The sequence below is a fragment of the Methylocystis sp. genome, from assembly GCF_051061225.1.
In the GTDB taxonomy this organism is placed as follows: domain Bacteria; phylum Pseudomonadota; class Alphaproteobacteria; order Rhizobiales; family Beijerinckiaceae; genus Methylocystis.
Genome location: NZ_JBPFEB010000022.1, coordinates 59,159 through 81,296, shown reverse-complemented (window position 1 = coordinate 81,296; position 22,138 = coordinate 59,159). Strand labels below are relative to the sequence as shown.

Annotated in this window: 19 protein-coding genes; all 19 read left to right on the top strand. The window is 69.9% G+C overall.

Annotated elements, in window-relative coordinates; translation table 11 throughout:
• Positions 1–38: 38 nt before the first annotated feature.
• The 19 genes from ACR652_RS05265 to ACR652_RS05175 all read left to right on the top strand — a co-directional run bounded on the left by ACR652_RS05265 (position 39) and on the right by ACR652_RS05175 (position 22,131).
• Positions 39–890: an AfsR/SARP family transcriptional regulator gene (locus tag ACR652_RS05265; protein WP_434505473.1), complete on the top strand. Its 852-nt coding sequence runs from the start codon at positions 39–41 to the stop codon at positions 888–890.
• A gap of 152 nt (positions 891–1,042) precedes the next feature.
• Entirely contained in the window at positions 1,043–1,258 is a 216-nt protein-coding gene (locus tag ACR652_RS05260; RefSeq protein ID WP_434505472.1) for a hypothetical protein, read from the top strand.
• Positions 1,255–1,878, top strand: a complete 624-nt coding sequence (locus tag ACR652_RS05255; protein ID WP_434505471.1) for a DUF4255 domain-containing protein — start codon at positions 1,255–1,257, stop codon at positions 1,876–1,878. Before ACR652_RS05260 ends, ACR652_RS05255 begins: the two co-directional genes overlap by 4 nt.
• Positions 1,875–2,711, top strand: coding sequence for a hypothetical protein (locus ACR652_RS05250; RefSeq protein WP_434505470.1), 837 nt, complete (start codon positions 1,875–1,877; stop codon positions 2,709–2,711). Before ACR652_RS05255 ends, ACR652_RS05250 begins: the two co-directional genes overlap by 4 nt.
• Before the next feature lie 42 nt (positions 2,712–2,753).
• Positions 2,754–4,691 (top strand): phage tail sheath family protein, encoded by a 1,938-nt coding sequence (locus ACR652_RS05245; RefSeq protein ID WP_434505469.1) that lies wholly within the window; start codon positions 2,754–2,756, stop codon positions 4,689–4,691.
• Positions 4,692–4,705: 14 nt separating this feature from the next.
• On the top strand, positions 4,706–5,188 hold the full coding sequence (locus tag ACR652_RS05240) for a phage tail protein (RefSeq protein ID WP_434505468.1): 483 nt from the start codon (positions 4,706–4,708) through the stop codon (positions 5,186–5,188).
• A gap of 16 nt (positions 5,189–5,204) precedes the next feature.
• A complete protein-coding gene (locus ACR652_RS05235) occupies positions 5,205–7,205 on the top strand; it encodes a phage tail sheath subtilisin-like domain-containing protein (RefSeq protein WP_434505467.1) in 2,001 nt (666 codons plus the stop codon).
• A complete protein-coding gene (locus tag ACR652_RS05230) occupies positions 7,202–7,738 on the top strand; it encodes a phage tail protein (protein WP_434505466.1) in 537 nt (178 codons plus the stop codon). Before ACR652_RS05235 ends, ACR652_RS05230 begins: the two co-directional genes overlap by 4 nt.
• Positions 7,735–8,853 carry a hypothetical protein gene (locus ACR652_RS05225; protein ID WP_434505465.1) on the top strand — a complete coding sequence of 373 codons (1,119 nt, stop codon included), beginning with the start codon at positions 7,735–7,737 and terminating at the stop codon, positions 8,851–8,853. Before ACR652_RS05230 ends, ACR652_RS05225 begins: the two co-directional genes overlap by 4 nt.
• Before the next feature lie 11 nt (positions 8,854–8,864).
• On the top strand, positions 8,865–9,059 hold the full coding sequence (locus ACR652_RS05220; RefSeq protein WP_434505464.1) for a hypothetical protein: 195 nt from the start codon (positions 8,865–8,867) through the stop codon (positions 9,057–9,059).
• Entirely contained in the window at positions 9,056–10,150 is a 1,095-nt protein-coding gene (locus ACR652_RS05215) for a phage late control D family protein (protein WP_434505463.1), read from the top strand. The genes ACR652_RS05220 and ACR652_RS05215 overlap by 4 nt, the downstream gene beginning before the upstream one ends.
• Before the next feature lies 1 nt (position 10,151).
• A complete protein-coding gene (locus ACR652_RS05210; protein ID WP_434505462.1) occupies positions 10,152–10,793 on the top strand; it encodes a phage baseplate assembly protein V in 642 nt (213 codons plus the stop codon).
• Entirely contained in the window at positions 10,787–12,541 is a 1,755-nt protein-coding gene (locus ACR652_RS05205; RefSeq protein ID WP_434505461.1) for a hypothetical protein, read from the top strand. The genes ACR652_RS05210 and ACR652_RS05205 overlap by 7 nt, the downstream gene beginning before the upstream one ends.
• Positions 12,538–12,960: a GPW/gp25 family protein gene (locus tag ACR652_RS05200; RefSeq protein WP_434505460.1), complete on the top strand. Its 423-nt coding sequence runs from the start codon at positions 12,538–12,540 to the stop codon at positions 12,958–12,960. The genes ACR652_RS05205 and ACR652_RS05200 overlap by 4 nt, the downstream gene beginning before the upstream one ends.
• A gap of 6 nt (positions 12,961–12,966) precedes the next feature.
• On the top strand, positions 12,967–15,159 hold the full coding sequence (locus ACR652_RS05195; protein ID WP_434505459.1) for a putative baseplate assembly protein: 2,193 nt from the start codon (positions 12,967–12,969) through the stop codon (positions 15,157–15,159).
• Positions 15,159–17,312, top strand: a complete 2,154-nt coding sequence (locus ACR652_RS05190; protein ID WP_434505458.1) for a phage tail protein — start codon at positions 15,159–15,161, stop codon at positions 17,310–17,312. Before ACR652_RS05195 ends, ACR652_RS05190 begins: the two co-directional genes overlap by 1 nt.
• Positions 17,309–18,823, top strand: coding sequence for a hypothetical protein (locus ACR652_RS05185; RefSeq protein ID WP_434505457.1), 1,515 nt, complete (start codon positions 17,309–17,311; stop codon positions 18,821–18,823). The genes ACR652_RS05190 and ACR652_RS05185 overlap by 4 nt, the downstream gene beginning before the upstream one ends.
• Positions 18,810–20,786, top strand: coding sequence for an ATP-binding protein (locus ACR652_RS05180; RefSeq protein ID WP_434505456.1), 1,977 nt, complete (start codon positions 18,810–18,812; stop codon positions 20,784–20,786). The genes ACR652_RS05185 and ACR652_RS05180 overlap by 14 nt, the downstream gene beginning before the upstream one ends.
• On the top strand, positions 20,779–22,131 hold the full coding sequence (locus tag ACR652_RS05175) for a hypothetical protein (protein WP_434505455.1): 1,353 nt from the start codon (positions 20,779–20,781) through the stop codon (positions 22,129–22,131). The genes ACR652_RS05180 and ACR652_RS05175 overlap by 8 nt, the downstream gene beginning before the upstream one ends.
• Positions 22,132–22,138 lie beyond the last annotated feature (7 nt).

The following is a 22,138-nucleotide window of genomic DNA, read 5'->3' as shown; positions in this document are numbered from 1 at the left end:
GTCCGTGATGAGACGGCGCCGATAAGGGATACGGGATCGTGCTTGACGTCAAATTATTTGGAACGCCAACCCTTTCGAATGATGGCGCGCAAATCGGAATGTCCTGCCGAAAGGCGTGGAGCCTGATCGCGATCGTGGCGGCAGGCGGCGGACGACCCGTCGCGCGCAGCCGCATCGCCGGGCAGCTCTGGCCGGATATGGACGAGGAGAGGGCGCGTCGCGCCCTGTCGACGACGCTGTGGCGTCTGGGAAAACTCATTTCCCGGCACGACATTCGCGAGGACGGGCTGTTGCGCTCGGACGCCCTCTGGATTTCGCTGGCGCCGGGAGCCGGCTGTGACCTGCGCGACTTTCGCATGTCGCTCGAAGCCGCCGAGGTGGGCGGCGGCCACGAATGTCTGGAGCGCGCCGTGGCGCTGCATGCGGCCGACCTCCTGCCGGAGGAGGATCATTCCTGGACCAATCTCGAACGCGAGAGCGTGCGGGCGCTCCTCGTCAGCGCCCTGGACAAATTGCTCGCCTATTATGAATCCGCGCGGGATCATCAGAACTGCTTGAGGATCGGCCAACGGCTTGTCGCGATCGAGCCCTATCTCGAACATGCGCATCGCACGCTCATATGGGCTTACGGCGGGACCGGCGAGCGCGCCGCCGCCGCGCGCCAGTTCGGACGCTGCGCAAAGCTGCTGAAGAGCGAACTCGGCCTCGAGCCCATGCCCGAGACCGTGGCGGCCTATGCGCAGGCGCTCGGCGTCGGAACCAGCGAGTCGACGCTGCTGCGCCTGGCGCCCGCGCCGGCGCCGGGCGCCCGCCCGGTCGGCGCCATCGCGCGGCTGCGTGAGCATCTGCAGGGGGCGCAGAGCGCGCTGGACGAACTCGGACGCGCCTGACTCACAATTCCATCCGCGCTGAAAATTTCGGCCGCCGCGTGGCGGCTTTTTTTTCGCCGCGCGCCGATGTGAGAGCGCTGTGACGCCGGGGTGACGGCGCCGTGACCGGGCCTTGCGAAGCTCCATGCGATCGAGCGGCGAGGAGATCGAGCGTGGGAGGGAGCAGACTTGTCGTCACCTTCATCGTGACGCTCTGGCGCGAAGAGATGACGGACGCGGGAGAGGGGACGTGGCGCGGCGCCCTGAAGCCGGTGCTGCCCAGGGCCGAGGATGACGACGAACCCATAACCATCCCCTTTGTCGGCCTCGCGGCCCTCCCCCACGCGATTCATCGCGGGCTGGAGAGCATTCTGGGGCCGCGCCCATGATGTCTGGATATGAAGCGATCGCGCTGGCCGGGGAAACGGCGGTTCGTTGCCTGAAGACGGCGTTCGAGGCGGACCCGCCGCTGCGGGCGCCGGTGGCGCCCTTCCCGCCGCGCAAGGTTCAGGTGCTTCAGGTCTCGCCGCGCGAACTCGAGGACATCGCGAACGGCGACCAGAACACGCTGACGCTTCTGCTCTACAGGATCGACGTGAATCGCGCCATGCGCGCGGGCTTCGCCGCTGTTCGTGGCGGCGACGGAAAGTTCGCGCTGGCGCTCGACCTGTTTTACCTTCTCACCGCCTGGAGCAAGAGTGCGTTCGACGAGCAGCTCATGCTCGGCCGGGCGATGCAGGCGCTCGCCGAGGCAAGCCCCCTGTCCGGCGCCTCCACCATCGGAACGATTGGCGCCGGGCGGCCGGAGGTGGACATCGAGCCGCTTTCGATGATCATCGACGAGTTGTCGAACGAGGCGATGATGCGCATCTTTGATGCGTTTCCCGTCAAATACCGCCTCAGCGTTCCCTATATCGGACGGCTTGCGCGCATCTGCGTCTCCGACGTCGGCGGGCGCCTCCCCGTGGTGCGCGGCGACATCACCCTCTCCGAGGGGGCGTCGCCATGATCGCGCCGCTGCTCGCGCCGGGCTCCGATCTCGTTCGCCACAGTCTGGCGCTCGGTCTGCGCTATGTCGACGCCGCCACCGACGCGCCGCTTTCGGCGCCGCTGACGGCCGTGCTCGAAACCGTCGGAGCGCGAGTGGCGAATCTGACGCTCGGACAGAAGAGCGACGGCGCGGCCCTGCGGTTCGATACGAGGATCGGGAGGCTGTTCGCCGGACCGGCGCATGGCGTCGCCCAGGCGACGGTGCTGATCGCTCCACAGGGCGGGCTCGGCCGCGCCATGCCGCCCGACCGCAGCGTCATCCCGCGTCGCCTTGTCATCCCCGTCCTCCTCGACGACGAAGGCGCGCCGCGCGCGACCGGGCAAGCGCCCGAGGGCAAATGGCTGTTTCGCGTGCGCATGCACTGTGGCCCGACCTTCCCGCTCGCCGCGGGAGCCACCGCCATACGCGGGCGCCTCGCCTGGACAGACCCCACCGACCCGGAAGGCGCGCCGTTGCGCTGGGGGCATGTGGTGGCGAAGCTCGGGGCCGAGGTGGTCGCGACAGCGCGCACCGACGATCGCGGCGAGTATGTGCTGAAAATTCGCGGTCGCCCGGCCCAGACGCCCAATGCGCTAAAGCCCATCACCGTCGCGCTCACATTCCATACGCCAGCGCACGCGCCGGCCGCGCCGCCCATGACGCCCTACGCCGATGTGGCGACGGAAGCGCTCGCCCTTCCCGACCTCGCGGCCGACGCTCCCCTGCCCGGCGCCACGGCCCGCGCCGGACCCAACGCCACCGTGACTCCCGGCGAGGTCATCACGCTTCCGACCTTCCTGGTTCCGCCCTGAGCCGTCGCTTTCCAAGCCTTTCCTGTCGACAGGAGTGCCGTCATGCCCGAATATCTTGCGCCCGGCGTCTTTGTGGAAGAGGTCAGTTTCCGCGCCAAATCCATTGAAGGCGTCTCGACGAGCACCACGGGCTTCGTCGGCCTGACCAGCTACGGACCTGTGCGCTGTCCCGGCGGGCCGAGCGCGGACGCGCCACGCGCCATCGGCTCTTTCGCGGAGTTCGAGCGTGTTTTCGGCGGACTCGGGTCCTTCGATCACGGCGCGGACGCCTATCCCTACACCGCGCATGCGGCGCGCGCCTTCTTCGCCAACGGCGGCCAGCGGCTCTATGTCGCGCGCGTCTTCAACCCCAAGAACAATGGCGACAACCCGGAGGACTGGGGCGTCGCCTCCGCCGATGTGAGCATCGTCGCGCCGGTCTCGCACTGGAAGGCGCGCTGGCCGGGCGCCGCGGGGAACGTCATCGTCGATTGCCAGGTCCAGCGGTCGGATAACGTGGCGTATGTTTATCCGGTCGTCCCCGGATCGCCGGTCAACCGCAACGATTGGGGTCATCAGCTCAGGGGGGCGAGCACGGGAACCATCGTCGAGGTGGTCGCGCCCGACCCGAAGATCATCCGGCGCGAGCAGCCGCTCGTGGCCAACAGTCTTTTCGTGCTCGTCGCCGATCCGGTCAGCGGGCAACAGACCTTCATCCCGCACACGCCCCACGCCGGCGGAGCCCTCGGCGGGGTCGACACCCCCAACGGGGGCTGCAAATTCCCCGCCGGCGCGCCGGTCGAGATGCGCGTCGTGGAGGTGAACGTGTCGGTCCAGAGCGGCGAGCGGATCGACCCCAGCCCGCGTCTCGCCACCCATGCCGCCCAGCCGCGCTTCATCGGCAAGGTCATGGAGAAGGACACGCCGGTCAACGAGGACGGCATCGTCTGGCTCGACCATCCGCTGACGGACGCGGACCATGTCGGCGCCATCGATCTGCTGGTCAGCCTGGCGGTCGACCCCTCGGATGCGAAGTCCCTCCGGCGCCGCTTCTGGCTCGCCAACGGCCACGACGGACAGCCGATCACGGCGGACAACATCGCCGGAGAGGCGGCCGATCCGGACGACAACACGCGTCACGCGACGGGTCTGGAAGCGCTGGCCGAGATCGACGACATCGCGATCGTCGCCGCGCCGGATATCGGCGCGATGACCGATCCGGGCGCCCTCTTCACGGCCACGCAGTCCGTCGTCGCGCACGCCGAAACGGCCCGTTACAGGATCGCGGTGGTCGACGGCCCCATGCATTCGAGCCTGACGAAAATCCGGGAATTTCGCGGAAAATTCGACAGCACCTATGCGGCGCTCTACCACCCGTGGATCGAGATCCTCGATCCGCTCTCGCGCGCCAGCGCGGGGTTTCCGCAGAAACGGATTCTGCTGCCGCCCTCGGGCTTCGTCACGGGCATCTACGCGCGCTCGGACATCACGCGCGGCGTCTACAAGGCGCCCGCCAACGAGATCGTGCGCGGGCTGACGCGCTTCGAGGTCAACATCAACAAGGCGCGCAACGAGATTCTGAATCCGGAAGGCGTCAACTGCCTGCGCTTCTTCGAGGGGCGCGGCAACCGGGTATGGGGCGCGCGCACCATGACCTCCGATCCCGAATGGAAATACGTCAACGTCCGGCGCCTGTTCATTTTCATCGAGCACTCGCTCGACAAGGCGACGCAATGGGTCGTGTTCGAGCCGAACAACGACCTGCTGTGGAAACGCATCCGGCGCCTGGTCGAGGATTTTCTCTTCACGCTCTGGCGTGACGGAGCGCTGCTCGGACGCGCGCCCGAGGAAGCCTATTTCGTCGCATGCGACCGCACGACCATGACCCAGAACGATCTGGATAACGGGCGGATGATCTGCCTCGTCGGAATCGCGCCCGTCAAACCCGCCGAATTCGTCATCTTCCGCGTCGGCCAGTGGACCGCCGACGCGAACGCCTGAGGAGGAGCGAGCACATGGCTGACAAACTCAGGACCGCGCCGGACTTCTATCGTTCCGCGCCTTATCCGGCGTTCCGATACTATGTCGACATCGTCGGCGTCACGAAAGACGTCAAGGACATGGCGGCGGGCTTTTCGGATGTCAGCGGGCTCGCGGCGGAGGTCAATTTCTCCGAATATCGCCCCGGCAATTACCCGCAGCTCATGACGCTGAAAATCCCGAACACGACGAAGTTCGACGACGTCGTGTTCAAGCGCGGACTCATTGGCGCCGGCGCGCTGTTCGAATGGGTGCGCGATTATTTCACCAAGGGGATCATCGTCCCGCGCGCGATCACGGTGACGATTCTCGACGAGAAGGGAGACGAGGGCGTCTCTCTCGAACTCTCCAACGCCTTGCCGAAGAAATGGGTCGGCCCGACGCTCGCCGGCAAGGGCGGCGGCGAGGTGGCGATGGAGGAGCTTCATCTCGTTCACCATGGCCTCACCTGGGCCTGACGCCGGGAGCGCGGGAATGCCTGCCGAGCTGGAAACCTCCGAACGCCTGCCGCTGGGGCTCCCCGGAGTCTACCGGCTGGCGCGCGTGCCCCGCCGCGAACTGCCGGCGACGCCGATGGACGTCTCCGCCTTCGTGGGGCTCGCGGAGCGTGGCCCCGCCTGGCAACCGGAGCCGGATACGGGCGCGCCCGACGACTGGCGTCTCGTGCTGCCGGACCACCCGTTGCGGCGCTCGATCCCGACGCTCGTCGAGTCCTTCGACGATTACCGCCGCCTGTTCGGGTCCGGCTCCGGCGGCGGGCTGATGATGGAGGCGGTGCGCGCCTATTTCGAACAGGGCGCCCGCCGCGCGTGGATCGTGCGCATCCTGCCGCCGCGCGACGGCGCGCCCGACCTCTTCCGCGATTGCGCGCAAGGGACGCTCGACGCCTTCGAGGAAACGCCGCCAGGTCTCTTCGCCCGCAATCCGGGAAGCTGGGGCGCGCGTCTCGCCGCCCGGCTGAGCATCCGTCGCACCCGGCTGGAGCCGACGGCGGAAATGAACCTGAAGGCGGATCAGCTCGCCTTCGACACAAGCGCGCTTGTCCGAGTCGGCGACACGCTGCTGATCAATTCGCTGCGGCGCGTTCGCGTCGCGTCGCTCGTCACCCGCGCCCGCTCGCGCATTCCCGGCTCCGTCCAGATCGCGACGCTCGACGGCGCGCTCGCGACCACCGTGCAACGCGTCGATCTCATCGACGCCGATCTCGTGCTCGACGACGGCGCGGGATGGGTTGAAACCCATCGCGGGCTCGGTTTCGCGCCGGGCCATCCGCGCTGGCTCGCGACGGTTCTCGCGCGGGAGTCGGGCCTCGCCTGGCCGTCTCCGTCATGGGCCGACCAGCCGCTGACGCCGCGGCTCGACAGGATCGGCGCCGACACGGACGGCGCATTCACGGGCGGCGGCGACGATGAGAACGGCGCGGTCGCGCCGGAGCACATGTTCGACGCCCGCTGGACCCTTGGCGACAGCGCTGACGACCGTTCGCTCGACGGCGTGCAGGCGCTCCTCGCCATCGACGAGGTGACGCATGTCTGCGTCCCCGATCTCTACCACCCTGCCCGCATGCCCGACACGGCGCCCGCGCCGACGCCCGGAACGCAAGGCGCCTGCTTCGAAACCTGCCTTCCGGCGGCGCCCGCGCCGACGGCGCCGCCCCCGCCGCAAGTCCCCGCGCTGGTGATCGATCCCGCCGATCCGGCGGGACGCGCGATGATTATCGCCCTTCAGCAGAGATGTGTGGATCTGTGCGAGGCGACGGAGCGCTTCATTGCGCTGCTCGACGCGCCGCCGGGGTTGAGCGCGCGCGAGGTGATGACATGGCGCGGGGCTTTCGCCTCGGCGTGGGCCGCCGTCTATGCGCCATGGTGCGAGATTGCGCCCCGCAACAACAATGGACGGGCGCTGACCCGCGTGCCGCCGAGCGCGGTCGCGGCAGGCGTGATTGCAGTGAGCGAGCTCGAAAGCGGCGTGCGGCGCGGACCCGCCAACAGGGTGGCGCGTGAGGTCGTCGCGCTTGCCGACAGGCTCGAACGCAGCGAGGCGCCGAGGCTGCATCAGGCCGGGATCAATCTGTTTTCGCAGGAAACCGACGGGGTCCGGCTCATCGGCGCGCGCACGACGAGCCGCGCCTTCTACGACCGCCAGCTCAATGTGCGCCGGATGCTGCTGCGGCTGCGCCGCATGCTCTACGCCGGCATGCAGTGGGCGGTGTTCGAGCCGAGCCAGCCGGCCCTCTGGACGCAGATCGAGGCCATGCTCGACGTCACGCTGCGGGAGGAATGGCGCCAAGGCGGCTTTGCCGGGGCCACGCCGGAGACCTCCTATTTCATTTCCATCGATCGGTCGCCCTCCCTGCTCGATCGCGGCGAGCTCGTCGTCTCTGTCGGCGTGGCGCTGGTGGAGCCGCTCGAATTCATCGTGATCCGCCTGACCCGATCGGGCGACGGCACGCTCAGCCTGGAGGAGGCGGCATGAGCGAGGCCAATATCATCCTCACGACCTTCCGCTTCGACGTGCAGCTCCAGTTCGGAACGGCGGCGGCGGGAAGCTCCCGCCCGCCTCGCACCGACACCGGCGACGTGCGCCTCGGCTTTCAGGAGGTGAGCGGACTCGAACTCGAAATGGACGCGCCCGAACTCGTCGAAGGCGGACGCAACGATGGCGTCATCCGCCGCGCGGGGCGCGTCAAGAGCCCGACTCTCGTGCTCAAGCGCGGCATGTTCGTGGAGGAGCGGACCTCCACCGCCTGTCTGGATTTCTGGATCTGGATTCAGGGCGTGATGAATGGCGAGCTGCCGGTGCGCCGCTGCGACGGCAGCGTCAGCCTCAAGGCCAATGGCAAGGACGGCCGGACGCCGACGCCCATGTGCGTCTGGGTCTTCGAGCGCGGGTTGCCGCTCAAGGTGAAGGGGCCGGACCTCAACGCCAAGACGGGCGAGATCGCGATCGAGGAGCTTCATATCGCCCACCAGGGCCTTCGCATGAATATCGGGGGGCCCGCCACATGAGCGAACTCGCCCGCGCCCTCGTCACGCCGCTGGACGAGAAAAACAAGCCGCTCAAGGACAAGGCGTTCAGCGTCCAGTTCAATCCCGCCTCGCTGCGCCTTCAGACCAGCGCGCAGCCCGCGGGCGGCGGACAGCAGTCGTCCGTGCGGAAGCAGGCGGCGACCAACGCCAAGACGACACTGACGCTCGAACTCCATTTCGACACCTATGACGAGGGCACGACCAGCAACCCGACGCCGGTGACAAAAAAGACCGCCTTGCTGGAGCAATTCCTTAAGCCGGTTCAACCGCCCGGGAGCAGCAAGCCCGTGCCCCCGCCGCCGCGCATCAGTTTCAAATGGGGCGGGTTCGAGATCACCGGCATCGTCAACCAGCTCTCGGTCGAATACGACCACTTCCACCACTCGGGCGCGCCGCTGCGCGCCAAATGCGGCCTGACGCTGGAGTCGCAGGACCCGCTGCTCGCGGCGCCGGTCGCGAGTCCCACGGCGGCGGGCGCCGCGCCCGGCAATGTCGCGCAGCCCGGCGCCGCTGGCGCGGACGGCGCCGGCGCCAAAGACCCCGGACGCGGCCTTGCCGAAAAGGGTGCGCTCGCGCTCGCGGGCGAAAGTCTCGCGGCCTTCGCCCAGCGCAACGGGCTCGACCCCAAGGCCTGGCGCGAGCTGGCGGACGGCGTGTCCGACGTCGCCTCCCTGCCAGCGGGGCTGGAAATCACCTATTCCGCCCAGATCGGCCAGCGCGCGGCCGACGTGAGCGGCGGAGCCGCCGATCCCGTGCGCGCGGCGCAGGCGGCCGTGACCGAGGCCGGCGGGCCGCTCGCGGCGGCGGCGGCGGTCAGGGACGGGAGAAACGCCGTAGCGGTCAACAGGGAGCTTCAGGCCTTCGGCGCTGTCCCGTCCGGCGCTTCCGGCGCGCCCACGCGCCCAAACGCAGGCGCCGCGCCCCAGCAGACGGCGCGCCCGGGCGTCTCGCCGCCGCCCCCGGCGTCGCGGCCCTTTGGCGCCGGCATCCCGCTGCATCCGCGCCTCGGAGGCGCCAGGCCGGATCGCCGTCCCGCCGGCTGGCCCGCCAGCCCGAAAAACCGCGTCCCCGGCTGCGGCTGCGGCGGAACGTAAGGGAGGGACGCATGCCGCTCATCATCAACGAAGTCGTGTCGGATATTCGCATCGCCTCAGGCTCGCAGGAGAGCGGGAAGCAAGGCGCTTCGCCAGCGGCGAACCCCGAACTCGACCGCGTCGAAAGGCTTCTGGCGGCATTGCGCGGCGACGCGCAGCGCCTCACCGGGCGCGACGAGGACGACCCGCCCGGAGCCCTCCCATGACAGCGCCGATCCGCGACCTTTACGCAAGCACGGTCCCGACCATCGAGGTTGGCGGCGAACGCGTCTTCAGCGTCCTGCGCGACGTTCTCGACCTGCGCGTGAGCATCCCGGCGACGGGGTCGCGCCGATTGCGCCTGCGGCTGAGCGCGGCCCCGACCGGCGCCCGCGCCGATGAGACGGCCCTCCTCTACCTCGATGGCCGCCTGTTCGATTTCGGCAAGGATGTCGCCGTCCTGATGGGTCCCGCCGACCGGCAGGAGAAGGTGTTCGAGGGCAAGATCAGCCGCATCGACGCCATTCTCGTGCAGGGGCGCCCGGCCGAGGTGGAAATCCATGCGGAGGACCGGCTGATCGACCTCGCCATGACCCGCCGCACCAGGACCTATGAAAAGGCGACGGCCGGAGATCTCGTCCGGCAGGTGGCGGCCGCGCACGGCCTGTCGGCCGATGTCGCCGTCGACGGTCCGCAACAGGCGCTCGTCCAGCAATGGAACGAAAGCGATCTTGGCTTCCTGACGACGCAGCTCGCGGCGCTCGGCGCGGATCTGTGGTTCGCGGCGGGACAGCTTCACGCCTGCGACCGGTATGAGCGTCGGGCCAACGCCCTCACGCTTCACGCCGGCGCGGAGCTGCTGTCGCTCGGGTTCAGCGCGGACCTTGCCGCCCAACGCAGCAGCGTCGTCATGGGCGGTTACGACATGAATGCGCGCGAGAGCGTGGCCGAGACGAGCGCCGCGCCGGACGTCGCGTCCCTGACGCGCAGCGGGCGCTCCGGGCTCGATCTGCTCTCGGCCGCCTTCGGCGCGCGCGACACCGCGCGCCGGCTCGCGGCCGTGACGGCGAGCGACGAAGCCCGCGCGCTGGCGAAAGCCGCGCATCGCGCCCGCACGCGCCGCTTCGTGAAGGTCGAAGCGCTCGCCACCATCCTGCCGGAGATCGTCTGCGGCGCGCGCCTGACCTTCGAAGGCGCCGGCGAGATGTTTGGCGGCGGCGGATACGTCGTCACGGACGCCGCGCACAGTTTCGACCGCGCCTCTGGCGCGACGACGTTCTTCTGCGCCGAGCGCGCCACAGTGAACGGGGGCAGCTGAGATGAACGCCCCCCTGCGACCGCTGGCCTATTACGGCCTCTATCCCGCGCTGGTAGTCGACATTGTCGATCAGGACGGCCTCGGGCGCGTCAAGGTGCGTTTCCCATCGCTCGACGCGGGCGACGCCTACACATGGGCGCGGCTCCTCTCCTGCTACGCCGAGGACGATCAGGGATGGCAGATCATGCCCTCGGTCGGCACCGAGGTCATCGTGGGATTCGAAGCCGGCGACCCGAGCCGCGCCTATATCGTGGGGGCCGCCTGGAACGGCCGGGAAAAGCCGCCGGAGACGCCGCGCGCCGCCAATGACAAGCGCGTGCTGGTCACGCGCGCGGGGAGCCGGCTCGAATTCGACGACAACGCAGACGCCACGAAGGCGACCCTCTCGCTGAGATCGGGACACACGGTTGAACTCGACGACGCCACCCAGCGCGTCACCGTGCGCTCGGCGGGCGGATGCAGCGTCGTTCTGGACGCCGCCGGCGTCACGGTGACGGCCAACGCCTCGGTGACCATCAACGCCGCCAGCGTCGACATCAACGCCCCCACCGTGAACTGCTCGGGGCAGGTGAACTGCGCCTCCATCTCGACGGGCTCCATAACGTCCGGCGTCTATTCGCCGGGGGCGGGAAACATATGGTGAGCATGGCCCCCCACCCGTGGAAACTCGTTGGCCCATGGTATCGCTGGCCGCGACCCGGCCTGCCCGCCGACGGGCGCCTGTCCGTCCCGGAAATTCAGAAATACGCGCATCCCCGCTACGTCAAAAGCTTCATGGCGGAGCCGCAGCACTCGCTGATGTTCGATCCCGAACGGGATTTCAGGGCGCAGCCGAGCCTCATTGCCGCGGAGAGCGGATTGGTGCGGCGGATCGGCATGTTTCTCGACGCCGCGAAAGGCTGGGCCGGGCAGAAGGTGCAGTCACGCGTGCTGTTCAAGCAGTCGGAGCTGCAACATGCGCGGCTCGTGTCGTCGGGCCTGCTCAAACTCTACCAGCCGGTGCACGAGCGCTTCTATCTCGTCGTGGCCGAACTCCACTGCGATACGGCGGGCTTCCCGAGCCCGACGCGCGCGACCGTCTGTTCCGCAGGTTTTGTGTTGCGGCGGCGCTCCACGACGATCGACGGCGCGGATGCGAAGACGTTCCAGACGATGCTCGACGCGGTTCAGCAGGCGCGGGTCGCGCTGGCCGAGGCGCAGAACGAGGGGCCGCTGAAAGTCAGATCGGCCCAGCGTCGCAAGGAAACGATCCACGCGATGGCGGTGGACGGCACGCTCGCCGACGAAATCAAACGCCGCAAGCAGACGCTGTCGGAGTCGAGACAGGCGCTCGAAGCCTGGCGCGCCGGGAAGAACTACACGACCGAACTCCAGCGCTGGGTCAGACTCGATCCGACCGATCCGGCGGCGAAGGTCGGCGAATGGCGCGACATTCCGATTTCCGCGTTGGACAGCCTGCGCGACGGCCACCTGAGCGAGCATGTCATTCCGATGACGCGCGCCTACGCCGATCCGGCGGACCACGAGCACGACGCCGCCAATCGGGCGATCTATTTCGGCGTCATTCCCACTGTCGCACTTCAGCACGATGTGAACGGCAATGACCGCTACCACGACGACGATGTTTACGAGATTCGCTGTTTCGTGCGGCGCCGACGCGACGACTGTCTGAAGCTGCCGGGCGCCGCGAGCTGCAAGGGCGATCTTGTCTGGAGCGAGGCGACGCGTCCCTTCTGCATCGCGCCGGCGATGGACGTCGAGGGCCTCGCCAATCGCCCCGTCACGATCCGCATGCCCGATCTTCAGGGACTGCAAAGCCAGATCGCCACGGCGAAAGATCCCAGCCGCTTCGCCTCCATGGGATTCGATCAGCCGCAGCAGCTTCTGCCGAAGGATTCCAGCATGCCGCCGGGCAAGTCGAGCCCGACCGCCGGCGCGATCTGCTTCTTTGCGATCCCGCTCATCACCATCGTCGCGCTCTTTTTGCTGAACCTGTTTCTGCCGATCATCCTCTTCGTGTTCAATCTGTGGTGGATGCTGGCGCTCAAATTCTGCATTCCGCCGAGCATCAAGATCGACGCCGGGCTGAGCGCGGTCCTCGACGCCGTGCCGCCGGACGTCAATCTCACGGGCAAACTCGATCTCGAAGTGACTTTGCCGGACGGCAGCAAGCACAGCCTCAAAGGCGCGCTCGATCCCGCCCTCGCCGACATGAAGCCGGCGATGAGTCTGACGCTGGCCGATGAATACGACCTCGTCGACACGGTCGCCACAAAGCATCCCAAAAACCCGCAGGGCCGCACGGGGCGTTATCTCGAAGACAATTTCTACCCGCATGTCCGGCCGATTTACGCCCCGCAACCCGCCCGACCGCTGGAGCCCGCCCGATGACGGAGTTCGCCCGCAGCCGATCCCCTCTTCCATCGACGTTCCAGTTGCTCGGGCGAGGCCTCGCCAGCCCGATCCGCGCGGTTGAAAACGGCCGGCTCTGCGTCGCCGAAGGTCCGGAAAAAGTGCGGCAGGCGATTTTCACGATTCTCGAAACCGAGCCGGGCGAACGCGTGATGCTGCCGGAGTTCGGCTGCGGGCTTCAGCGCTTCATCATGGAGCCGAACAGCTACGCGACGCGCGCCAGCATGGAGCGCGACATTTCGATCGCGCTCCAGCGCTTCGAACCGCGCATTCAGCTCGACGAGGTCAGCGTCACGCCCGCCAACGAGGACCCCGCCATGGCGCTCGTCGAAATTCGCTATCGCCATCTCGCCAGCGGGCGGGAAGACAATCTGGTCTTTCCCTTCTACTTCGGATAATCGCCCATGCCGCTGTCCCCTCCCCATCTGGATGACCGGCAATACGACGAGCTCTACAGCGAGCTGCGACGGCGCATCACGGTCTACAATCCGACATGGACCGACCATAACGACTCGGACCCAGGCGTCACGCTGCTCCAGCTTTTCGCCTATATGACGGAAAGCGTGCTGTTCCGTCTCAATCAGGTGCCGGAGGCCACGCAGCTCACCTTCCTGCGTCAGCTCGATATCCCTCTGCGTCCGGCCACGCCCGCGCGCTGCCTTCTCGCGTTCCAGACGAGCAAGGCCGCTGGCGGCGTCGTTCCTCCCGGCGCCGTCGCGCGGGCGGGAAAAACGCCGTTCCGGGTGGAGGGCGCGCAGGATTGCCCGGTGTGGCCAATCGAAGCGCTGGCGGTCGCCCGCGTGCGCGCGCCGGCGCCGAAGACCTCGGAGACGGGCGGGCCCGGCAGCGCCGACGACCCCGAACTCTTCGACGTCGCCCAGGCGCGGCTCGAAGCGCTGAAGACCCTGCTCCCGCTTGCGGACGCGGGCGCCGACCCTGCCTATTACAAGCCGTCGTATCTGCGGCAGGGCCAGGCGGGCGCGCTCTCCTGCCGGGACACCGTCGATCAGACGCTGTGGATCGCGCTGCTCAGCCTGTCGCCAGGCGTGGCGCCCGCCTTTAGCGGGGCGAATGGCGCAAGCGTCACATTCGCATTCGACCTCGCCGATCCCGCGCCTCAGGTCATGGAAGCCGTTTCCTGCGCGCAGGGCTCCGGCGCGCCCGGCGGCGACCTGCTGTTCGAAATCGCCAGATACGCCGCCGACAAGAGCGTGTCGTTCGAGCGGCTCGTCGTGGAAAGCGACTCGACGGACGCGCTTTCGCGGCCCGGCGTCATCCGCCTTGCGTTGCCTGGATTTGCGACAAACGCCACGGTCCCGGAAGTCGACGACGTTCTCGACGGAGCGGGCGACAGGCCGCCGCCGCTCCTCGAAGACGACCGCGCGCGCGTCCGGATCTGGCTCAGGCTGCGGCGCCGAAACGGCGTGCCGCCCGATCTGTCGCTCATCGCGGCCAACGCCGCGCAAGCCGTCCAGGCCTCCGCCGCCGCCCCGGAGTTTCTCGGCGTCGGCACAGGGCAACCGGGCCAGCGCTTCCAACTGGCGCAAGCGCCGGTCATCGCCGGCGACACGGCGATGCCGGTGATGATCGAGGTCGAAGAGGGCGGCGTATGGCGGCCGTGGTCGGAGATCGAGTCGCTCGATCTCGCGGACGAGAATGAGTCGGTGTTCTCCGTGGACCCCGAAGCCGGAGAAATCGGCTTTGGAGCGAAAGGCCCGGCGCTCGGCTCGCGCGTGCGCGCCAGCGGCTATTTCTACGGCGGCGGAGAGGCCGGCAATGTGCCCCCCGGCGCGATCACGCTGATCGAGGGCGCCTCGCCCGACGTCAAGGCGACGAACATCACCCGCGGCCGCGGCGGCGCCGACGCGGAAACGCTGGAGACCGGCCTGACGCGAATCCCGGGGGAATTGCGGCGCCGGGACCGGGCTGTCACCGCCGGGGATTTCACGGAGCTCGCCATGCTGACGCCCGGCGCCGGTCTCGGCCGCGCCGAATGCCTGCCGCGCTTCTACCCCCGCAAGAAGGCGTGGGAGCAGCCGGGGATCGTCAGCGTCATGATCTGGCCGAAGAGCCTGCCGGTGGACGGCGGTCCGCCAATCCCCGACCGGGCGACGATCGACCTCGTCTGCCGCTATCTGTCGCCCCGCCGGCTGGTGACGACGGAACTCTATGTGACTCCGCCGGACTATGTCGAAATCGCGGTCTCGGTGAAAGTGGCGGTCGAGCCGGGCTACAGCGCCGTGGCCGTGACCCGCTGGGTCGAGATGATCCTCAGCCAGTTCCTCTCGCCGCTTCCCCCCTATGGGCCCGCCGGCGAGGGCTGGCCGCTCGGGCGCGCGGTCAATCCGCGCGAGCTCGAAGCGACGGCGCTTCAGGTCCAGGGCGTCGACTTCCTCGAAGGGCTGAGCCTCGCCCGGCGCGACGGCAAGGGCTGGCTGAAACAGGACCCCGTCGTGCTGGAGCGCCAGCAGACGGTCTGGCTGTCGCATGTCGTGGCCGTCGGGCCGGGCGCGCCGCTGCCGCCGCCGGGAGAGGACGCGCCGCCGCCCTCGGGGCCGCCGCCCGTTCCAATTCCGCTCCTCCGGGAGACATGCTGATGAGCAGCCGTTTCCCTCCCGTCTCCGAACTGCTGGGCGTGCGCGGCCGGGACCAATGGCTGCACTGCGCATTCGGCGCGGAGGCGCCCTCCTCGCTCGCGGTGGAGGACGACCTCGTCCTGCTGGCGCCCCTGCCGCCGGACGTCTCCGCTCCGGCGGCCGGCCCTGCCCCGCGTCGCCATGGCCTCGCCATCGACCGAAACGGACGGCTCTATCGCGCGGAGCCCGAAAATGGCGTCATCGTTTCGCGCGCCCTCGCCCAGCCGGAGGCGCTGACGCTCGCCCCGCCGCTCCCCCCCGAGCCCCTTCCCGACGCCGCCAATGGGCCCGCGGCGCCCAGCGCCCTCGCCATCTCGTCCGACGATCACCTGTTCGTCATCGGCGAAACCGAAGCCGCCGTCTTTGTCTACGATCTGCTCGCCCGCCGCTACCGGGGCGCGCACGCCTTGCCGCGGCGTCCGGTCGATCTCGCGGTCGCGGGCGGGCGCGTCCATGTCCTGCTCGACGCGCCTTCCGCCTGGCTCGCCTTTTCGCTTTGCGACCGCCCGCAGGCGCTCGACTGGCCCGCCGGCCTGACGGGGGCCACGCGATTGGCGTTTTCCTCCTGCGGGAAAGCCTTCGTCCTTGTCGACGGGGGAACGGGCTCCGCGCGCGTGGTCAACATCGGACGGCCGCGACGCGGCGTCGCCCCGGAGGGATCGACGCCGACGCCCGGCGGGCGCGAAATCGCCCTCCTCGCCCGCCCCGGCGGGACGGCGCTTGTCGTCGCCGCTGGCCCGGGCGAGCCGATCCGGCGCTTCCTGGTCACCGAGAGCGGCGTCGGCGAGGACGCCTCTTATGACGGGCGCCTGTACGACGGCTGCGGGATTCTCGCCACGCCGGACGGCCGCGTCGTCTATGAGGGGCTGCGCGAGGGGCGGGACCTCGGCCCGCTGCGCGCCGCGCCGGCGCGGCGGCTCTACGCCAGGGAAGGCGAAGTCATCCTCTTCCGGCTCGACGCCGGGGCGCCGGCCAACCGTTGGGGACGGCTGTTTCTCGACGCCTGCCTGCCCGAGGGCGCCGCCGTCATCGTCCGAACGCGAACCTCCGACGAGCCCGACGAGGGCGCGCCAATCGAGCGCACGCCGCCGGCCAATCTCGCGGAGCCGCCGACGCTGGCCGGCGACAGCATCGCCGTGCTGCCGTCGAAGGAGGCGCTCGATCAGGCTGACGCGTGGGGCCAGGCGTCCCTTCTGCGTGCGGGCGACGGAGACGGGCCTTTCGCCGCCTATGAGGCCCCGATTCTGGCTCCCCCGGGCCGCTACCTCTGGCTGCGGCTGACCCTGACCGGGCGCGGCTCAACGACGCCCCGCATCCGCCGCGTGATGGCGGAGCGCAAGGGCCACGACTGGCTCAAGCATCTGCCCCGCGCCTTTGCGCGGCGCGACGTCGAAACCGAAGAGTTCATGCACGCCCTGCTGACGCCCGTCGCCGCCCTGCTGGCCGACGCTGACCGCGCCAGCGCGACGCGGCATCGCCTGTTCGACCCACTGCATGCTCCCGCCGACGCCCTTCCCTGGCTCGGCGACATGCTGGGGTTTCCGGTGGAGCCGGAATGGCCCGAGAGCGTGACGCGCCGGATGCTCGCCGAGGCGACGCAGCTTCTGCGCGCCCGCGGCACGCCCGCGACGCTTGTGCGGATGCTCGAAATTCTGACAGGCCACACGGTCACCATCATCGAATCCTTCCGAATTCGGGCCGGCGGCGGCGTTGGCGGGGAGGCGGCGCATGCCTCCACTGCGGTGGTGGGCGCGGGTTTTCGCGTCGGCGGCGGGCTGACGGACGGCGAAACGGCCGTCGGCCCCGCCGCTGAAAGCGGCATCGCGTCCCATGCGCATCGCTTCACCGTGCTCGTGCACGGGCGCCTCCCGGCGGATGTCGAACAGGCCGCGCGCCGGCTGCTCGAGCGCCATCGACCGGCGCATACGCTCTACACCCTCTGCTCTGTCGACGCCGGACTGCGCGTCGGCGCGGGCGGCCTCGTCGGAATCAGCACGCTGGTCGGCCCCTCATCAGGGTTCATGCCCGCGGTTCTGGGCTCGGCGCTTGTTGGCAAGGGGACGCTGGTCGCGCGCGGCGGGCTTTCGACGAACGTCTTCGGGGACGCGCCATGACGCTCGCGGTGGACATCCATATCCGGCGCTGGCGCGTGACCCTGTTCGCCGGGGACGGCGCGATCGCCGAGGCCTGCTCGGCGCCCGGTTTCGACGGCTTGCTCGCCGCCGCCGCCCTCGCACCCGCGCTCGCGCCGCTCGATCCGGGGGAGGAGGAAATCATCGTGCTCGACCGTCTCGTCACGCCTCCGGTCGAACTCCGCGCCGAGAACAACGCCGTCGCCCTCGCGACTTACGCGGCCGAGGTGCGGCGCGTCTTTCAGGCGAGCGCCGTGCGGCGGCGCTATCGGAACCGGCGGGACGCGCTGCGGGCGATGCTCCAGGCCGCGGCGCGGCAAGACGCAGGCGACCTTTGGGTGTGGCGCGCGCTGGGGCTCCTGGGCGAAGGCGAGATGCTGAGCGCCGCCATCGGCTCCGGCCTGCGCGCCCTCGCCGACGGCCGGGACAAGAGCTGGCCCGTGTTGCAGGCGTTGGCGGCCTCGGGGGATCTCGCCCTGATCTGGCCGCGCGCGCCGCTGCCCGTGCTGGCCGCGCTCACGGATGCGCTGGCGCCGGGCGAGGCCGCGTCCCCGGCCCCGGCCTCCGCCGCGCTCGCGCGCCGGTTTCTCGCCGCCCGCGCGCCGGCGTGGCTGGCCCTGCCGTCGAATGGCGAGGCCGCCCGCGCCAGCCTCGCCGCGCGGCTCGCGCTCGCGTCAGCGGGGGCGCGGGACATGCCTTCGCAGAGCTATCGCCGCCTGTTGGCGGGAGCGACGTCCCATTTCATCGCGCCCTCCTCGGCCGCGCCCGCTCATGTTGCTCCCGACCCTTCGAGCGCCCCCGAGCGTCCAAACGCCCCAGAAAGGCTGGAGGACGGCGTGGGCGGCGCGAGTCTCTCCCGCACAGTCTCCAACATGCGCGGGGACAGCCAGCCGGACGCCCGGCCCATGCGCGGGCGGCCCCTTGGTCGAACGGTCCTCGGTCTCCGCCGCCCCCAACCCTGCGCCTCCCATGAGGAAGCGCCGGAGCGGCTGCTGGCGACCCGCTGCGCGGGCCTGCTGTTCCTGCTCCCGCTCCTGCCCGAGGCGGGTCTCTTCGACGCGCCGGCCCGGACGCTGTTCGCGCATGGCGGGCTGACGGCGCGCCTCGTGCGACTCGCCACGCTGGGACTTGGCGCGCCGCTCAGCGATCCGGCGGTCCGGGCCTTCGCCGGGCTCTGGCCGGGGCGCGCGCCGGGAGACGACGACGCAGGAGCGGCGCTTCCCGAGCCTCCGTGCAGCAGGGCGCAGGCGCGGGAGACGGCGCGGCTGGTGGCGAACCTTGAGGCGGTCCTGACGCGACGCGGCGTTCGCGGTCTTTCGCTGGCGGCGATTGTCGCGCGGGATGGGCTCCTGTCCTTCCGCCCCGCCGAGATTGATCTCCACATGCCGCTCCACTCGGTCGACGTCGACATCCGCCGAACGGGTCTCGACGCCACGCCCGGGTTCATTCCGTGGCACGGCGCCACTGTGAGGTTTCACTATGATGAGAGCTGAGCAGCGTCTCGATCCGGCGCCGCTGCCGGCGTCTCAACGGCTGGCGGCCAAATTCCGCGCGGCGGCGCAGGCGCTCGGCGAATATGGCGCGCGCTGCGGCGTCGAGGGGGCGGCGGAAGCGGGTCAGCGGATCGCCGCGCGCCTCGCGACTCTCGCGGGAAAGGCGCAAGGGGGAGCGGCCGACCCGCTCGACCGGCTGGCCGCCGCCTGGGGGCTGTCGCGCGCGGCGCAGTTGCGCCTCCTTGTCGCGGCCCTGCCGGCGATCGACGCGGAAGCGGCGGAGCTCATCGGGCTGATCGAGGGAGACGGCGGGCCGCTTGCCTCGATCGGCACGCTCGAAGCGCTGTTTCCGACCGAGGCGGACCCGCTCTGGGCCCAGCGGCTCGCCTGCGACGATCCCTTCATCGCCACGGGGCTTCTGGCGCTGGAGCCCGGCGGCGTCGGCGCCCGCCGCCGGCTCGCCCCCTGCGACGGGCTCTGGCCCGGACTCCTCGGGCTCCCGATCTGGCCGGAACAAGCCAGCCCCATGCCGATCGAGGCCGCGCCGTCGCCTCTCTCCAGCAACGATGAGACTCGTCTCGCCGTCGCGGCGCTCGCCTCCGGCGCGCCGGCGCTGATTGGCGTCGTCGACGACAGTCCTGGCGTCGCGCTGGAGCGGGCGATCATGCTGTGCAGCGCCGCCGACCGCCGCTTCGCCGTCTTCGGGCTCGAAGGCCGGTCCGACAAGGCCATCGCCGCCCTTCTCGCCCATGCCCTGTTGCGCGGCTGCTGCCCGGTTCTGCTCCTGCCCGCGGCGGAGCCAGCCCCGATCCGGCTGGCCGGACCAGATCTCTATCCAGCGCCCGTCATTGTCGCCGGACGCGACCTCTCGGCGCTCGTGGCGCCGACGCGCGCGCTCATCTGTCCACCCGCCGCGCCCGTCAACGCCGCCGCCCAGACGCAGATGTGGCGCGCGCTGCTGCCGGAGGCCGCGCCGGATGCGCTGGCGGCCTTCGCCGCGCGCCATCCTTTCGGCCCCGTATCGGCCCTGTCCGTGCTGCGCGACGCGCAGACTCGGGCGCAACTCGCGGGGCGCGCGCCGACCGCAGACGATCTCGTCAGGGCGGCGGCGGTGCGCGGCGCCGCCATGAGCGCCGCTAGCGCCGAGCGCCGGCCGACGAGCGCGGAGTGGGATGACCTCGTGCTGCCGGAAGCGACCATCGCGGAGCTTCGCGCCGCCGTCGACCGGCTCCGCGACCGGCCGGCGGCCGCCGCGATGCTGCCGCCGCGCTGCGCGCCGCCGGGGCAACGGCTCCTCTTCCTCGGCGGGCCGGGCGCCGGGAAGACGCTCGCGGCGGAAGTTCTCGCGACGGAAATCGGCGCCGGCTTTCTCGTGGCGGACACGCCGCGCCTGCTCTCGAAGTGGCTCGGCGAGACGGAACGGAACCTCGCCGAACTGTTCCGCGCCGCCGAGGAGAGTCACGCCGTGCTCTTCTTCGACGAGGCGGACGCTGTTTTCGGGCGGCGCGTCGAGACCCGCGAAGCGCGCGACCGCTACGCCAATGTGGAGACGGCCTATCTGCTCCAGCGGATCGAGCGCTTTTCCGGCGTTGTCATTCTCGCCACCAATCTGCCGGGCAATCTCGACGAAGCCTTCCGCAGACGCTTCGACGCGATCGTCGACTTTCCGCCGCCCGACGCGGCGTGCCGCGCCACGCTCTGGCGGCGCCATTTGCCGCGCGCGCTCGTCGAGGACGGCGGGCTCGATCTCGATCTTCTGGCCGAGTGGTACGCGCTGACCGGCGGCCTCATCCGCAACGCCGCCGTCGCGGCCGCCTATCTCGCGGCGGCCGAGCGCCGCCCGATGACCGCCGGCCACCTCTTCGAGGCGATCGCCCGCGAATACGTGAAAAACGGAAAACCCTTTCCCGGCCTGCCCGGCGGCCCGAGGGGGGCCGAAACCGACGAGGTGCTCCATGCCTGACGACGTCAACCAGATCGAAGTCTTCTGGAAGAACCGGCTCTCCGGACTCGAAGCCCGCGCGAAAGCCTTGCGCGACACGGAGCTCCCCAACGCGGAGAAGAACATCAAGGACGCGCTGGCGCGCCTTGCCAAGGCCCAGCAGACGGGCGGTGACGCGGCCGGGCAGGCGGAGGGCGCGCGAAAGGCTCTCTCCACCGTGCCCATGCCGGCCGACACGGCCACTCTGCAGGCTCAGTGGGAAAAAGCGCGCAAGGACTTCGCGCAGGCGCAGGCCGACGCCGCGGCCGCCGGGCGGGCGCTGGCCCTCGCCCTCGGGGCCAGGGACCTTCTCACGAAAGAACTCGATGACACGGACGCCGCGACCAGCGACGCGCGGTCGAACAAGTCGATCGCCGAGACGCAAGCCCTTGGTCTCGCCAAACTGAAGGATAATCTGAAATCCGACGCCTTCACGAAAGCGCAGGGCAAGGCGGCCGGGCTGCTGACGGAGGCGGACGACGCGCGCGCGAAGATCGACTCGCTTCTTCCCGACAAGATGAGCGCCGTCCTGACGAAACGGCGCAAGCGCGATCTGGACGCCCTTGCCCAGTTGCCGCGAGCCGGAGCAGACCGCTGGCCGCCGTCCGCGCTCGGTGTGGCGCAAGCGACGCTCGCGTCCTGCCAGAGCGCCGCGGAAGAGCTCCTGAAGGACGCCGAGGCTCTGGTGGCCGAGGCCGAGCCGACGCTCGCCGCCTGGAAGAAGCTTGCCCCCGGAACGAAGGGGTCGCCTGTCACGGACGATCAGCGCAAGCTGCTCGATTCAGACGCGACGACGCACGCCGCCGGCCTGTCGGCGCTCGCCGACGCCGAAGATGTGCTGGCCAATCTGGAAAAGGACTGGATCGCGCTCTACGCCGCCGCGCTGGAATGGGCGGCGCCCGGCGAATCCGGCCACACGCCCGACGGTCCCGACCTGTCGAAGGAACAGTCGGCTGTCGACGCGGCTCTCAAAGACTACCAGAACAAGACCGCCCTGACCGAAAAAGACCTCTGGGCTGCGTGCGCCGCGCTCGCCAACGTGCCGGACGACTGGGTCGTGGTGTCGGAGCGCCATCGCCGCCTCAACGAGCGGCTCGTCAAATTGGCCAGCCCGCTCGGTCATTCCGACCCCGGCGCGGCCGTGGCGACGCTCTCCAAGGCGGTCGGGCAAATCGCCAGCGAGCACGAGAAGACCACCGCTGCGGCTGACGGAGCCGCCCGTTACGCCCGCCTGCTGAAGGAACGCAAGGCAAAGGCGCTCATGCAGAACGTGCTGTCCGACGCCCGCGCCGCGGCGGCGCCCGGGGGCGTTTTCATCTTCAACTGAGGGGGGC